The following is a 12,482-nucleotide window of genomic DNA, read 5'->3' as shown; positions in this document are numbered from 1 at the left end:
AGGGGGCCGGGGCGGGGCTATTCCTGCCCGTACCGCGGGTCCACCGACTCCGGTGCCAGCCCGAGCAGCTCGGCGACCTGCTCGACGACGACCTCGTGGACCAGCAGCGCCCGCTCGTCCCGGTTCTTCGCCCGGATCTCGACCGGACGGCGGTAGATCACGATCCGGTCCGGCGCGTCCCCGCGGGCCGCGATGAAGCGCCCGAGCGGTACGGACTCGCCGTCCCATCCGTCCTGGCCGCCGGGTCCGCTACCGCCGCCGTTGCCCGAGGTGGGCACCTCCAGCACGGTGAAGTCCACACCCGACAGCTGCGGCCAGCGTCTCTCCAGCCGGTCGGCCGAGTCCTGCACAAGATCGACGAAGGACTCGGCGCGGCTGACCGAAAGCGGCACCTGGGGCGGCGCGATCGGACCGCGCATACCCCGACCGTGCCGATCGCGGCGACGCGGACGCGGCTCGGACTGGTGGGGAGGTACGGACCTGGTCATCACTCCTGAGGGTAGCCGTCACCGGGCGGGCGGCATGCGCGTACCGGACAGGCATGGTCGATGTCGCCAAATGAACATTCCAGCCATGCTTGCGTTCATAAACGGACGTCTCTTGATTCGCTTCTTTGGCTCAGACTGATCCCTCTCCATGCGAGTGCTGACCGGAATCCTCGGCGGCGGCTCCCGCCGCTCGGTAAGGAGCCGCTGGTCAGCCGGTAAGTTCACGTATGGGGTGCACCGGGCGAACCGGGACGACACGGCGGAGTGAGCTGGTGGAGAGTCGTCGCGGCCCGCTCAAGAGTGCGGTACCGTCCAACGTCGTGAGCCCTGTACGTCGCTGTTCGCGCACCGCCTGCGGCCGCCCCGCCGTCGCGACGCTGACGTACGTCTACGCGGACTCGACCGCCGTGCTGGGGCCGCTGGCCACCTACGCCGAACCCCACTGCTACGACCTGTGCTCCGAGCACTCGGAGCGGCTCACCGCGCCGCGTGGCTGGGAGGTCGTCCGGCTCGCCGTCGACACCGGTCCGGCCCGGCCCAGCAGCGACGATCTCGAGGCCCTGGCCAACGCGGTGCGCGAAGCCGCCCGGCCGCATGAGCGCGCGGCGGGCGCGGGCGGTGGTTCCGGGTCGTCCGGAGGCGGCGGCGGACAGAGCGGCCGTGAGGGCGATCCGCGCGAGGTGCCGCGCCGGGGCCATCTGCGGGTGCTGCGCTCCCCCGACTCCTGACCCGCGGCGTGCCGTGCGGCCGCCACGCCGGGCCGTTCCCAGCTGCGAAGCTGTCACTGCGTCAGCTCACCGGAGCGGCGCCTCGGCGCCGTGCCGACCGCCGCCGTGTGCCGCGCCGCACGATCGGCCTCGTAGTGGGCGCCGGAGTCCTCCGGGTAGGTTTTGAGGTCCGTGGAGACCTCCAAGAAGACCTCGAGAAGGGGTTGGCTGTGCCCGACTTGTCGCAGATCGTGAAGGCGTATGACGTGCGCGGTGTGGTCCCGGACCAATGGGACGAGCCGCTCTCCGAACTCTTCGGCGCGGCCTTCGCCCGGGTGACCGGCGCGAGCGCGATCGTCGTCGGCCATGACATGCGCCCCTCCTCGCCCGGTCTGTCGCGGGCCTTCGCGCGCGGCGCCGCCGCCCTCGGCGTGGACGTCACCGAGATCGGGCTCTGCTCGACCGACCAGCTCTACTTCGCCAGCGGCCATCTCGGCCTGCCCGGCGCGATGTTCACCGCCAGCCACAACCCCGCGCAGTACAACGGCATCAAGATGTGCCGGGCGGGCGCCGCCCCCGTCGGCCAGGACTCCGGTCTCGCCGAGATCCGCTCCCTGACGGAGGACTGGTCCGCCACCGGCGCGCCGGAGCCCGCCGCCGAGCCCGGCACCATCACGCAGCGGGACGTGCTCGCCGACTACGCCGCCCATCTGCGCTCCCTGGTCGACCTCACCGCCATCCGGCCGCTGAAGGTGGTCGTGGACGCGGGCAACGGCATGGGCGGGCACACCGTCCCGAGCGTCTTCGACGGCCTCCCGCTCGACCTGGACGCCCTCTATTTCGAGCTGGACGGCACCTTCCCCCACCACGAGGCCAACCCCCTCGACCCCAAGAACATCGTCGACCTCCAGGCCCGGGTCCGGGAGACCGGCGCCGACATCGGCCTCGCCTTCGACGGCGACGCCGACCGCTGCTTCGTCGTCGACGAGCGCGGCGAGCCGGTGTCGCCCTCCGCCATCACCGCCCTGGTCGCCGCGCGGGAGCTGGCCAAGCACCCGGGCGGAACGATCATCCACAACTGCATCACCTCCTGGTCGGTCCCCGAGGTCGTCAAGGAGAAGGGCGGCACCCCCGTCCGCACCCGCGTGGGCCACTCCTTCATCAAGGCCGAGATGGCCCGCACCGGCGCGATCTTCGGCGGGGAGCACTCCGCGCACTACTACTTCCGCGACTTCTGGAACGCCGACACCGGCATGCTCGCCGCGCTGCATGTGCTGGCCGCGCTCGGCGGCCAGGACGGCCCGCTGTCCCGGCTGGTCGAGAGTTACGACCGCTACGCGGCCTCCGGGGAGATCAACAGCACCGTCGCCGACCAGACCGGCCGCGCCGAGGCGGTCAAGGCGGCGTACGAAAGCCGCGAGGGCGTCGAACTCGACGAGCTGGACGGGCTGACGGTCACCGCCGCCGACTGGTGGTTCAACCTCCGCCCCTCCAACACCGAGCCCCTGCTGCGGCTCAACGTCGAGGCCCGGGACCCCGAGACCGCCGACCGTGTCCGCGACGAGGTCCTCTCCATCGTCCGCGCCTGACGGCCCGGCAGCCCGTTCGGCCCCGCCGGGGCCGTGGCCCCGCCCCGCCCGGGGCGGGGCCACGGAGCCACCGGAGCCGACTCCCGTCCTCGGTCCTCGGGTGACGAGGGCCCGGCCCGTCGTTCCGCGCCCGCCGCGGTCCGGGCGGCGCCCCCGGCGGGAGCCGGTCCCGCCCCGTCGCGCCGCGACCGCCGCGACCCGGCCGGCGGCCCGGCGATGGCAGAAGTCCGCCTCGTACGCCGGGCATCCGGCCCTCGGACGGCGGGCGGCGAGGGCCCGGCACGTCCTCCGCGGGCCACGGACGGCGGACCGGCCGGCGCGGGACCGCCGTCCGCGCCGGGAGCCTGCCCGGCGGTACGCTGACCACGCCGGAGTCGTATCCGGCAGGACCCACACCGAAGGGACACCCCATGCCGCTCGAAGCCGGTCTTCTGGACATCCTCGCCTGCCCGGCGTGCCACGCCCCGCTGCGTGAGGAGCAGAGCCCGGAGACCCCCGAGCTGGTGTGCACGGGCGAGGGGTGCGGACTCGCGTACCCCGTCCGGGACGGGATCCCCGTGCTGCTCGTCGACGAGGCACGCCGCCCGGCCTGACGGCTGACCGGACGGCGTCCGGGTGCCCCGCAGCCCGCTCAGTCCCGCCGCGCCCGTACTCCCGCGCGTACCGCCCCGCCACGGCGATCGGAGGCCGAAGCACCATGCTCGACGAATCCCTCCTCGACGCCCCGGAGGCCCTCGCACGGGCCGACACCCGGGGGCTGCTGCGCGGAGCCGCCGAATCCGGGGCGCGGGTCCGCACCGCGGCCCGGCACGCCGCCGAGGCGGGTTTGGGGGATCTCAAACCGGACGGACGGCCGCGCGCGGTCCTGGTCGCCGGACCGGGGGCGGCCGGAAGCTGCACCGCCGACCTCCTCGGCGCGCTCGGCGGCGGCAACTGCCCGGTCAGTCTGATCGCCCCCACCGGGGTCGCGCCCGCGCCCGGCGCGCTGCACTGGACCCTGCCCGGCTGGGCGAGCCCGCTCGACCTGCTGGTGATCGCGACACCGGACGGTACGGAACCGGGGCTGCCGCTCCTCGTCGAGCAGGCGTACCGCCGGGGCTGTGCGCTGGTCGCCGTCGCACCGGGCCACTCACCACTGGCGGACGCGGTCGCGCAGGCGCGTGGTCTGATGGTGCCGCTGGCCGCGGGTGCCAACTCCTCGGCCCCGTACACCACCAGCCCCTACGCCACCGGCCCGTCCACCACCAGTCCGTACGCGCACGACGAGCACGGCGGCGCCGCGCAGCCGCCGCGGCCGGAGGGCGCTCCGCCCGAGGGCGCCATCGGTGAGCCGCCGCCCCACGATCACGCCGCCGCCCCGCAGCATCTGCACGCCGAACCACCGGGCACCGCGCCCGACGAGGTGACCGGCCCCGCCCTCCCCGGCACGCTCTGGGCCCTGCTCACCCCGCTGCTGGTGCTCGTGGACCGGATCGGCCTGGTCCCCGCGCCGCCCGCCGCCCTCCAGCAGGTGGCCGACCGGCTCGACAAGGTCGCCGAGCGCTGCGGCCCGGCCATCGCCACCTACACCAACCCCGCCAAGACGCTCGCGGCCGAGCTGGCCGGGGCGCTTCCCCTGCTGTGGACCGAGGGCCCGGTCGCGGCCGCGGCCGGACGGCGCTTCGCCGGGCTGCTCGCGGCGCTCGCCGGGCGGCCCGCGCTGGTGGCCGGGCTGCCCGGGGCGCTGGCCGCCCACGGCACGCTGCTGGCCGGGGCGTTCGCGGGCGGTGCCGACCCCGATGACTTCTTCCGTGACCGGGTCGAGGAGCCCGAGGCGCTGCGGGCCCGGATCGTGCTGCTCCACGAGGAGCCGGTGGGCCGGGTCTCGGCCGTGCCGAACGCCCGGGAGCTGGCGCTCGCCCACGACACGGCGTTCAGCGAGCTCGAACCGGCCGAGGGCAGCAGCCTGCTGGAGAGCGCCGCGGAACTTCTCGCCATCACGGATTTCGCCGCCGTTTACCTCGCGCTCGCTTCGGCGGACAGATCATGAGGTCGTAACCGCGCACGGGGCGCGGTCCGCCGCACACCGCCCGGCTCCGTCCCGTCCGCTCCGGATCCCTTCGCAGCAGTCAGGAACGACACCACATGGACCGCCTCGTCAACACCGTGCGCCCCTACGCCTGGGGCTCCACCACCGCCATCCCCGAGCTGCTCGGGGTCCGGCCGACCGGTGAGCCGCAGGCCGAGCTGTGGATGGGTGCGCACCCCGGGGCGCCGTCCCGGATCGACCGGGGCACGGGCGCGGTCGCGCTCTCCGAGGTGATCGCCGCCGATCCGGAGGGCGAACTGGGCGCCGCCGCCGTCGGCCGCTTCGGGCCGCGGCTGCCGTTCCTGCTGAAGGTGCTCGCCGCCGCCTCCCCGCTCTCCCTCCAGGTGCACCCGGATCTGGCGCAGGCGGAGGAAGGTTTCGCGGCCGAGGAGGAGCGCGGCGTTCCGGTCGACGCCCCGCACCGCAACTACAAGGACGCCAACCACAAGCCCGAGTTGATATGCGCACTGACGCCGTTCGACGGGCTGTGCGGCTTCCGGGACCCGGACGAGACGGCGGAGCTGCTGGCCGGCCTGGAGGTCGACTCGCTCAAGCCGTACGTCGACATCCTGCACGCCCACCCCGAGTCGCACGCGCTGCGCGAGGTGCTCACCGCCGTGCTGACGGCCGACCCGGCGGCCATGGCGGAGACCGTGCACCAGGCCGCCCTGGCCGCGGAACGACTCAGCGCGCTCGACGGCCCGCACGCCGAGGCGTACGCGGCGTACGCCTCCCTGGCCCGCCACTACCCGGGCGACCCCGGTGTGATCGCCTCCATGCTGCTCAACTTCGTCCGGCTCCAGCCCGGCGAGGCGCTCTACCTCGGCGCGGGGGTGCCGCATGCCTATCTCGACGGGCTGGGCGTCGAGATCATGGCCAACTCCGACAATGTGCTGCGCTGCGGTCTGACGCCCAAGCATGTCGACGTGCCCGAGCTGCTGCGGGTGGTCCGCTTCGAGAGCGACGCCGCCGGCGTCCTGCGCCCGGAGGCCGACTCGTCCGGCGAGGAGCTCTACGCGACGCCGATCGACGAGTTCCGGCTGTCGCGCTACGTCCTCGCCGAGGGCGCCGAACCGCGCGCGCTGTCCGCCGCCACCCCCCAGATCCTGCTGTGCGTCTCGGGCGCGATCACCCTGCGTGGCGGCGTGGACGGCGCCGGGGGCGCGGAGCGGAGCGGTGACGGCGAACTGCGCCTGGCGCGTGGGGAGTCGGCGTTTGTCCCGGCGGGCGAGAAGGCTGTGCTGACCGGCGAGGGGACTGTGTTCCGGGCCACATTGGTTGCCTGACGTACGGCTCGTTCGAGCGGCTGGAACAATGGCCCGCCGACGCAGTAAAGCACAGGCAAAACTGCCTTCGGGCGGAAGGGACATCCGGCACACATGAGTGCATCTGGCGGAACCAAGGCGATCGTCGCCGCGCTGGGCGCAAACCTGGCCATCGCCGCAGCCAAGTTCGTGGCGTTCGCCTTCAGCGGCTCGTCGTCGATGCTCGCCGAAGGCGTGCACTCGCTGGCCGACTCGGGCAACCAGGGGCTGCTGCTGCTCGGCGGCAAGAAGGCCAAGCGCGAGGCCACCCCCGAGCACCCCTTCGGCTACGGCCGAGAGCGCTACATCTACGGCTTCCTCGTCTCCATCGTGCTGTTCACCATCGGTGGTGTCTTCGCGCTGTACGAGGGCTACGAGAAGATCAAGCACCCGCATGATCTGGAGAACTGGTACTGGCCGGTCGGGGTGCTGGTGTTCGCGATCATCGCGGAGGGCTTCTCGTTCCGTACGGCCATCAAGGAGTCCAACGAGGTCCGTGGCAAGCTCACCTGGTCGCAGTTCGTCCGCCGGGCCAAGGCGCCCGAGCTGCCCGTCGTCCTCCTGGAGGACCTCGGCGCGCTGGTCGGTCTGATCCTCGCGCTCGGCGGTGTCGGGCTCTCGCTGCTCACCGGCGACGGCGTCTGGGACGGCATCGGCACCATCTGCATCGGCGCCCTGCTGGTCCTGATCGCGCTGGTGCTCGCGGCCGAGACGAAGTCGCTGCTGCTGGGCGAGGCGGCCGACGCCGACCAGGTGGCGAAGATCCGCGAGGCGCTGGTCGACGGCAAGACCGTCACCGGCCTGATCCACATGCGGACGCTCCACCTCGGCCCCGAGGAGCTGCTGGTCGCCGCCAAGGTCGCGGTGCAGCACGACGACACGGCGGCGGAGGTGGCCCGCGCGATCGACGCGGCCGAGGAGCGGATCCGCGAGGCGGTGCCCATCGCCCGGGTGATCTACCTGGAACCGGACATCTTCCGGACCTCCGCCTGACCCTCTCGTTCTGCTTCGGGAACAGCCATCAGCCTTCCGGACCCACGCGGTCCGGAAGGCCGATGGCTTCTTTTTCGGGGTGTTCGGGGTTTTCGGGGCGGAGCTACTGGATCTCGCCCAGGATCCGCAGGATCGCCGCCTGGTCCGGAGCGCTGAGCAGCCGCTCCCGGAACTCGGCGGACATCAGCTTCCGCGACAGCAGGGCCAGGATCCGCAGATGCTCATCGCCCGCGGCGGCTTCCGGCACCGAGATCATGAAGATCAGCCGGGCCTTGGTGCCGTCCGGCGCACCCCACTCGATGCCCTCCTCGGACCGCGCGAAGCCGACGAGGGGTGCGGTCACCGCGTCCGTCTTGGCATGCGGAATCGCGATCTCCTCACCGAGACCGGTGGTGCCCTCCTCCTCCCGGGCGAGCGCGGCACGCACCAGCTCGTCGGCGTCGGCGACCTTGCCCGTGGTGGCCAGCAGGGCGGCCATCGCGCGGATGGCGGAGTCCTTGCCATCGGCGGTCAGCCGCTCCGCGACGGTCTGCTCGGTGAGATAGCCGGACAGTACGGGGGCATTGCCGCCGTCCGCGTCCGGCGCGGATACGGGCTCGGGCTCCGCCTCGGCGTCGGGCGCCGCGTCGGCAGCGGCCTCGGGTGCGGCCTTCGGCGCGGGCGCGGCGTCGCCGTCACGTGCCGCCTCGGCCGCATCCGCATCCGCGTCCGTGGTGACGGCCGCGGCCGTACGCTCCGGGGCGGCCGCCTTCGTGGCACCCGTAGCGCCCGCCGCCGTGCCACCGCTCGCCACCCCGGCCGGGACCGGCTCGGGGGCGGCCGCGGGCGCGGGGACGAGGCCGGCCGCCTCGGTGGCCCCCGCCGTGCTCCCGCCGTCCGCGTCGCCCGTGGCCCGGCCCTGTCCGCGGCCCTGTCCCTGGCCCAGGGACATCAGCGCGACCGTCACCAGCCCGGTGACCGCCGTACCGACGATCACGGCGATGAAGAACATCGGCACCCCGTTGACCGCGCCCAGCACCGCCACGATCGGCCCGCCGTGCGGCACATTGCCCTCGACCGACGCCAGCCCGGCTATCGCACCGGCGACCGCGCCGCCGAGCATGTTCGCCGGAATGACCCGTGCCGGACGCGCCGCCGCGAACGGAATCGCGCCCTCGGTGATACCGAAGAAGCCCATGAACATCGCCGCGAGCCCGGTCTCCCGCTCCTGGTCGTCGAACATCCGCCGACGGAGGAGCGTGGCCAGCCCCTGGCCCAGCGGCGGAACCGGAATTGCCGCCGCGCACATGCCCATGACCTCGGGGTTCTTGGAGACCAGCCCAGCACCGAAGAGGAACGCCGTCTTGTTGACCGGACCGCCCATGTCGAACGCGATCATCAGCCCGAGGATGATGCCGAGCAGCGCCGCGCTGGTGCCGGTCAGCCCGCCCAGCCAGTCGGTGAGTTGCTCGAAGACCCAGGCGATCGGTTCGCCGAGCACATAGATGAAGAAGAGGCCGAGCGCCGAGGTCGCCACGATCGGGATCACGATGATCGGCATGATCGGCTGGACGAACTTGGGGACCTTGACCTTCTTGATCCACCGCACCAGATAGCCGGCCAGGAAGCCGGTGACGATCGCCCCGATGAACCCCGCGCCCGCCTCGCTGTCGTACAGCTCGCCATGGGCGGCGATCCAGCCGCCGACCATGCCGGGCACCAGCGCGGGCCGGTCGGCGATCGCGTAGGCGATATAGCCCGACAGGATCGGGATCATCAGCTGGAAGCCGATGACGCCGATGTCGTTGACCGTCTTCCAGAAGGAGTCGTCGGGGATGACGATGCCCTTGGACGTCGTGTCGCCGCCCAGCGCGAGCGAGACCGCGATCAGCAGTCCGCCGACCACGACGAACGGAATCATGTACGAGACGCCGTTCATGAGCGCCTTATAGGTGAGGCTGCGCCCCTTGCCGCCATCGGAGCCGCCGGACGCCTGCCCCGCGCCGGACGCGCCGCCGCCGTCCCCCTGGTGGACCGGTGCGCTGCGCACCCGCTCGATCAGCCGCTCAGGGTGGTGGATGCCCTCGGCGACTCCCACGACCAGCACCCTCTTGCCGGCGAACCGGGTGCGGTCGACGTCCTTGTCGGCGGCGATGATGATGCCGTCCGCGTCTCTGACATCGTTGTCAGACAGTACATTCTCGGCCCCGATGGACCCCTGGGTCTCCACCTTCATGCTGTGGCCGAGCGACTCGGCGGCCTGGGCCAGCTTCTCGGCGGCCATATAGGTGTGCGCGATGCCCGTCGGGCAGGCGGTCACCGCCAGCAGCTTGAGCCCTGGACCTCGGGCCCCGGCACCGCCCGGGGGTTCGGCTGGACTGGTCACGTCGTTCTCCTTACGGCGTTGCGGCGTTGCGGCGTTCGAGCGGGTGCGGGAGTGTGCAAGCGCCCCTGCGTTCGCGGCATCCTGCACTACATGTGGACGGGATCAAAGAGGCCGGTCACCCGGCCGGGTACATCGCCCGCTCCGGATTCGCGGCCGAAGAACGCCGGTACGGGCTGGGGATCACTGGGCCGACCGGTGTAGATTCGTGACCGAGCCAGACGTCGCTGCTGATGGCGGTCGGGCGGTCCGTTCCGCGGACCGGCCGAGGGAGAGAGGGCCTCCGACGGACTGCGCAGTGCGAATCCAGGGGACAGGTGTGTCCGCCGTGTCGCCGACACCCCCTGTCCGCCGACTCGCATGCCCAGCCGAACACTCTCGCTCGCAGCCGATCGATATCGATGAGGAGCAGCAACCATGACGACAGCCGTCTCCGGTCAGGACTTCAAGGTCGCCGACCTGTCCTTGGCCGCCTTCGGCCGCAAGGAGATCACCCTCGCCGAGCACGAGATGCCCGGCCTGATGGCGATCCGCAAGGAGTACGCCGCCTCCCAGCCGCTGGCGGGCGCGCGGATCACCGGCTCGCTGCACATGACGGTGCAGACCGCGGTCCTGATCGAGACGCTGGTCTCCCTCGGCGCCCAGGTCCGGTGGGCCTCCTGCAACATCTTCTCCACCCAGGACCACGCGGCCGCCGCGGTCGCCGTCGGCCCGAACGGCACCCCGGAGAACCCGCAGGGCATCCCGGTGTTCGCCTGGAAGGGCGAGACGCTGGAGGAGTACTGGTGGTGCACCGAGCAGGCGCTGACCTGGCCGGGCACCCCGACCGGCGGCCCCAACATGATCCTGGACGACGGCGGTGACGCCACCCTCCTGGTCCACAAGGGCGTCGAGTACGAGAAGGCCGGTGCCGCCCCGGACGTCTCCACGGCGGAGAACGACGAGCACCGTGTCATCCTCGAGCTGCTCAACCGCACCATCGCCGAGAACCCGCGCAAGTGGAGCCAGTTGGCGTCCGAGATCCGCGGTGTCACCGAGGAGACCACCACCGGAGTCCACCGCCTCTACGAGATGCAGCGCGACGGCTCGCTGCTCTTCCCGGCGATCAACGTCAACGACGCGGTGACCAAGTCGAAGTTCGACAACAAGTACGGCTGCCGCCACTCCCTGATCGACGGCATCAACCGCGCCACCGATGTACTGATCGGCGGCAAGGTCGCGGTCGTCTGCGGTTACGGCGACGTGGGCAAGGGCTGCGCCGAGTCGCTGCGCGGCCAGGGCGCGCGGGTGATCATCACCGAGATCGACCCGATCTGCGCGCTCCAGGCGGCGATGGACGGCTACCAGGTCGCCACCCTGGAGGACGTGGTGGAGACGGCCGACATCTTCATCACCACGACCGGCAACAAGGACATCATCCTGGCCTCCGACATGGCCAAGATGAAGCACCAGGCGATCGTCGGGAACATCGGCCACTTCGACAACGAGATCGACATGGCCGGTCTCGCCGCCATCCCGGGCATCGTCAAGGACGAGGTCAAGCCGCAGGTCCACACCTGGACCTTCGCCGAGGGCAAGACCATCATCGTGCTGTCCGAGGGTCGGCTGCTGAACCTGGGCAACGCCACGGGCCACCCGTCGTTCGTGATGTCCAACTCCTTCGCGAACCAGACGATCGCGCAGATCGAGCTGTTCACCAAGCCGGAGTCGTACCCGACGGATGTTTATGTGCTGCCCAAGCACCTGGACGAGAAGGTCGCCCGGCTGCACCTGGACGCCCTGGGCGCCAAGCTGACCACGCTCCGCCCGGAGCAGGCCTCCTACATCGGTGTCCCGGTGGAGGGCCCGTACAAGCCCGACCACTACCGCTACTGATCACCCGGGACTGATCAACCGCACCGGTTCGTACCCGGTCATCGGCCCCCGCCCTCGCGGCGGGGGCCCCAGGGCCCGCCCGGCGCCTCCGTGGCGACCGGGCGGCAGCCCTCGTTCGTCAAGGACCACACCATGCCCCGCGGCCGCTACTCCCTCCACGATCCGCACGACCACACGCCTCTCGGTGAAGAACACTTCCAGTGCGCACCGGGCCCCAGCGGATGGCGTTACGTCGCCCAGCGCACCTCGCCCTCGGGCGATCACACCGGATCCGTGGACCTGACCCTCGACGAGCTGGGCCGCCCGCTCCGCCTGGAGCTGCACTCCGCGAGCTGGCAGGTCCGGGGCGCCGCGCTGGACGGCGTGACCTGGGTCCGGATGGACCCCACCGGAGAACACGCCACCGAGGGCAATGTCGCCGCCCACGGCTTCACCGGCACCTCCCCGGCCTTTCTCATTGCGATCTCCCGGCTGCTGCGGCTCACCCCGGGGGGCCCGGCGACCCGCGTACGGCTGGTCGCTCTCACCGATCCGGTGCTCGCCCCCCGCACCCTGGATCAGTCCTGGGCCCTGGTGGACCGGACGGTACACACCACCGACACCGACACCGGCCCGCTGACCGTGGACGAGTACCAGGTAGCCGAGGTGGACACCGGTGAACGGCACACGGTCCACCTCGCGGGAGACGTGGTGCTGGCCGCCCCCGGTATCGAGCTGGAGGACCTGGAAAGCCCGCCGTCGAGCTTCGCGGCCTGACGGGGTGGGTCCGTGGCCCGCCGAGGGGCCGGCCTTCGTGGGCCTCCGGATGTGCATCGCGCCCGTCTGAGCTGCTACGGTGTTCATCTCCCCGACACCTGTTGACACGGGTGGCCTGGGGAGGTAGATTTTAACGGTTGCGACGAGCAGGGTATGCTCGCCAGCAGCCGTTGGCATCTAAATCGCTCGTCCGTGATATCCATGAATGGAATTCCGGCGAGCACCTTTGACCCCGTAGGTAACGCAGAGCCGATTAGGTCGGCCGACGCGAGTCTGCTAAAGTCAAAACCGCCGAAAGGCAAGGCCCCCAACGGCCACCAGAAATCGGAATTCGGTTCGA

General features: G+C 71.8%; 11 protein-coding genes. 8 read left to right on the top strand and 3 right to left on the bottom strand.

Annotated features, from left to right (window positions below):
* Window positions 1–17: 17 nt before the first annotated feature.
* A complete protein-coding gene (locus JK363_RS32470; RefSeq protein WP_201880832.1) occupies window positions 18–419 on the bottom strand; it encodes a metallopeptidase family protein in 402 nt (133 codons plus the stop codon).
* A gap of 341 nt (window positions 420–760) precedes the next feature.
* On the opposite strand from JK363_RS32470, the gene JK363_RS32465 reads away from it, so the two are divergent.
* Window positions 761–1,216, top strand: coding sequence for a DUF3499 domain-containing protein (locus JK363_RS32465; RefSeq protein WP_201880831.1), 456 nt, complete (start codon window positions 761–763; stop codon window positions 1,214–1,216).
* A 53-nt stretch (window positions 1,217–1,269) separates the two neighbouring features.
* Here the strand turns inward: JK363_RS32465 and JK363_RS43955 are convergent, their stop codons facing one another.
* Window positions 1,270–1,401: a hypothetical protein gene (locus tag JK363_RS43955; protein WP_268981118.1), complete on the bottom strand. Its 132-nt coding sequence runs from the start codon at window positions 1,399–1,401 to the stop codon at window positions 1,270–1,272.
* A 24-nt stretch (window positions 1,402–1,425) separates the two neighbouring features.
* Here JK363_RS43955 and JK363_RS32460 point away from each other — a divergent pair, with 24 nt between their 5' ends.
* The 5 genes from JK363_RS32460 to JK363_RS32440 all read left to right on the top strand — a co-directional run bounded on the left by JK363_RS32460 (window position 1,426) and on the right by JK363_RS32440 (window position 7,149).
* Entirely contained in the window at window positions 1,426–2,784 is a 1,359-nt protein-coding gene (locus JK363_RS32460) for a phosphomannomutase/phosphoglucomutase (RefSeq protein WP_201880830.1), read from the top strand.
* Between the two features lie 410 nt (window positions 2,785–3,194).
* Entirely contained in the window at window positions 3,195–3,377 is a 183-nt protein-coding gene (locus JK363_RS32455) for a Trm112 family protein (protein WP_078641824.1), read from the top strand.
* Between the two features lie 104 nt (window positions 3,378–3,481).
* Entirely contained in the window at window positions 3,482–4,813 is a 1,332-nt protein-coding gene (locus tag JK363_RS32450) for an SIS domain-containing protein (RefSeq protein WP_201880829.1), read from the top strand.
* 95 nt (window positions 4,814–4,908) lie between these two features.
* The gene (gene manA / locus JK363_RS32445) at window positions 4,909–6,138 is read left to right on the top strand and encodes a mannose-6-phosphate isomerase, class I (protein ID WP_201880828.1); all 1,230 of its coding nucleotides are present in this window, start codon (window positions 4,909–4,911) and stop codon (window positions 6,136–6,138) included.
* Between the two features lie 93 nt (window positions 6,139–6,231).
* Entirely contained in the window at window positions 6,232–7,149 is a 918-nt protein-coding gene (locus JK363_RS32440; protein WP_201880826.1) for a cation diffusion facilitator family transporter, read from the top strand.
* A 103-nt stretch (window positions 7,150–7,252) separates the two neighbouring features.
* On the opposite strand, the gene JK363_RS32435 is transcribed toward JK363_RS32440, so the two are convergent.
* On the bottom strand, window positions 7,253–9,514 hold the full coding sequence (locus JK363_RS32435; RefSeq protein ID WP_201880824.1) for a fructose-specific PTS transporter subunit EIIC: 2,262 nt from the start codon (window positions 9,512–9,514) through the stop codon (window positions 7,253–7,255).
* A 414-nt stretch (window positions 9,515–9,928) separates the two neighbouring features.
* Between JK363_RS32435 and ahcY the strand changes: the two genes are divergently transcribed.
* Window positions 9,929–11,386: an adenosylhomocysteinase gene (gene ahcY / locus JK363_RS32430; protein WP_201880822.1), complete on the top strand. Its 1,458-nt coding sequence runs from the start codon at window positions 9,929–9,931 to the stop codon at window positions 11,384–11,386.
* Between the two features lie 132 nt (window positions 11,387–11,518).
* The gene (locus JK363_RS32425; RefSeq protein WP_201880820.1) at window positions 11,519–12,142 is read left to right on the top strand and encodes a hypothetical protein; all 624 of its coding nucleotides are present in this window, start codon (window positions 11,519–11,521) and stop codon (window positions 12,140–12,142) included.
* Window positions 12,143–12,482 lie beyond the last annotated feature (340 nt).

The organism is Streptomyces coffeae, from assembly GCF_016741875.1.
Lineage (GTDB): Bacteria > Actinomycetota > Actinomycetes > Streptomycetales > Streptomycetaceae > Streptomyces > Streptomyces coffeae.
Note: the sequence above shows the minus strand (reverse complement) of the source record. Positions and strands in the feature narration are given on the sequence as shown.

Coding starts and splice junctions, on each gene's coding strand:
- manA (WP_201880828.1), top strand. CDS start 4,909: ATGGACCGCCTCGTCAACACCGTGCGCCCCTACGCCTGGGGCTCCACC.
- JK363_RS32440 (WP_201880826.1), top strand. CDS start 6,232: ATGAGTGCATCTGGCGGAACCAAGGCGATCGTCGCCGCGCTGGGCGCA.
- ahcY (WP_201880822.1), top strand. CDS start 9,929: ATGACGACAGCCGTCTCCGGTCAGGACTTCAAGGTCGCCGACCTGTCC.
- JK363_RS32455 (WP_078641824.1), top strand. CDS start 3,195: ATGCCGCTCGAAGCCGGTCTTCTGGACATCCTCGCCTGCCCGGCGTGC.
- JK363_RS32425 (WP_201880820.1), top strand. CDS start 11,519: ATGCCCCGCGGCCGCTACTCCCTCCACGATCCGCACGACCACACGCCT.
- JK363_RS32470 (WP_201880832.1), bottom strand. CDS start 419: ATGCGCGGTCCGATCGCGCCGCCCCAGGTGCCGCTTTCGGTCAGCCGC.
- JK363_RS32450 (WP_201880829.1), top strand. CDS start 3,482: ATGCTCGACGAATCCCTCCTCGACGCCCCGGAGGCCCTCGCACGGGCC.